Origin of the sequence: Mesorhizobium sp. M1E.F.Ca.ET.063.01.1.1 (assembly GCF_003998155.1) — a bacterium.
Classification (GTDB): Bacteria; Pseudomonadota; Alphaproteobacteria; order Rhizobiales; family Rhizobiaceae; genus Mesorhizobium.
The window spans coordinates 1-1892 of sequence record NZ_RZSC01000966.1 but is presented as its reverse complement, the minus strand read 5'-3'; the positions used below and the strand labels follow the sequence as shown (position 1 = coordinate 1892).

Sequence of the window (1892 nt, the reverse complement as noted above, 5' to 3'; positions counted from 1 at the left end):
CTTTTGGCAGGAAGGAACGGGGATCTGTTGCAATCTTTTGATTCCTGCGCTGTGGCAAGGAGCCTTCGATCATTTCGGAGGGTTGCAATGTTCAAAGGCCGTCAGATCCTGGTGTGCGTGCGCCAGTATCTCGCCTACAATCTGAGACTGCGTGATCGTGAGGACATGATGGCCGAGCGCGGCATTACGGTCGCTCATACGTCCATCCACCGCTGGACCGTTCGTTTCTCGCCCTTGTTGCCCAACGAGCAGGATATCCAAAATACCGACCAGCCGACCCATAAGACGTACAGGCCCTCAGGTATCGTTCTGCGCAAGCAGCCTCTCCGCGCGGTCGACCTCACTTTGGATGTTGCTTTTGAAGCGTGTGGTGCACGGTCACCATTAGAATGAACTTAATTAGCTCATAAAGTGTGTCACGGTGGCTGGGGCGGCGCAGTGTTTCTGGCCGCGACGGGCTCAAGGCAATCTCTAACGGCAGTTCATGTGGTGCCGTGCAAGCTTAGCCGACCAAGGCTTGGACTCACCCGCTCGGCAGAGACTGGAACGCTTTTATGAATCAATCAGGAATTCTCGACGAAACTCCAGACTCCGCGCTTTCGAGCTCGGTTACCAAGGAGGTACGGCGCCTGCAGGAACGCTATAGCGAGACGGCAAAAGAGTGCGAGGTAGCAGGGGGCGTCCGTGCACTTCGCCCGGATCATCATTTCAACGTGGTCGCGCCCGAATTTGTTTTGCGATTCGCGGCGGGTTCGGCATCTCCAAATGCGGATGGTTATCCGACCGGCCTTCCCCGGACGCGCACCAGCGGCCCTTCCGATGGGATGGATGACAGGTCGGGCGCTGGCACAGGGCAAGCTCGGCTCATCGAAGAATGGGCAGGCCCAGTTGCTGGGTCCACGGAGCTTGAACGGCGCTTTCGGATACCTCGGTCCACATTGCATTGGTGGCAGCGGCACAATGATGTGATTGCTTTGCGAAGTGGTGCGCGCAAGCATGTGTTTCCTGTCGTTCAATTCCTCGACGGCAGACCTATCCCTGGAATCCGGCAGGTGCTTTCGTTCATCCCAAACCCCAGGCTTGCGTGGCAGTGGATGATCCGCCGTTCACCTCTTCTAAGCGGTCGTATTCCGGTCGAAATGCTGCGAGAAGACTCGATTGACAAAGTGGCAGCGGCCGCCCGCGAATTTTCGCTGTCCCGGTCCCGCACCTTCTGACTGAATTTTGTCAGGCAGCCCCTTTTTTGAAGCATGCGTTGCATCGAACTGACCGGAATTGACGCGATAATGCTCACAGACTTTGGTATTCCTCTCCCAAGACCTGACCGACGGGCGGGCAGCTTCTGGAGAGGGAAGCTGCCCGCCGATAGATCGGGTCTGATGCTCGGAAATGTAAATGAAAAGCTCATTTGTGGCGCACTTGTCGGCCGAGCTCGACTCGTTGAAATCGGCCGGCCTCTACAAATCCGAGCGGGTGATCGCCTCGACGCAATCGGCCGAAATCGAGGTTGCTGGCGAGAAGGTGCTGAATTTCTGCGCCAACAACTATCTTGGCCTCGCCGACAGCCGGCATCTGCGCGACGCGGCAAAGCATGCGCTCGACCGCTACGGCTACGGCATGGCTTCGGTGCGTTTCATCTGCGGCACGCAGGAGGAGCATAAGCAGCTGGAGGCGACGATCTCGTCCTTCCTCGGCATGGACGACACCATCCTCTACGGCTCCTGCTTCGACGCCAATGGCGGCCTGTTCGAGACGCTGCTCGGCGAGGAGGACGCCATCATCTCCGATGCGCTGAACCATGCCTCGATCATCGACGGCGTCAGGTTGTCCAAGGCCAAGCGCTTTCGCTACGCCAACAACGACATGGCAGATCTCGAAGCGCGGCTGAAGGA

Annotated in this window: 2 protein-coding genes and 1 pseudogene; all 3 read left to right on the top strand. The window is 57.9% G+C overall.

Annotation, left to right across the window (positions count from 1 at the left end; translation table 11 throughout):
* Positions 1-87: 87 nt before the first annotated feature.
* Positions 88-240 (top strand): annotated as a pseudogene (locus EOA29_RS34875) (IS6 family transposase); the annotation flags it as partial.
* A 314-nt stretch (positions 241-554) separates the two neighbouring features.
* A complete protein-coding gene (locus EOA29_RS34870; protein WP_127222289.1) occupies positions 555-1217 on the top strand; it encodes a hypothetical protein in 663 nt (220 codons plus the stop codon).
* Positions 1218-1395: 178 nt separating this feature from the next.
* A partial coding sequence (locus EOA29_RS34865; protein ID WP_127222288.1) for an aminotransferase class I/II-fold pyridoxal phosphate-dependent enzyme occupies positions 1396-1892 on the top strand: 497 nt, incomplete at its 3' end.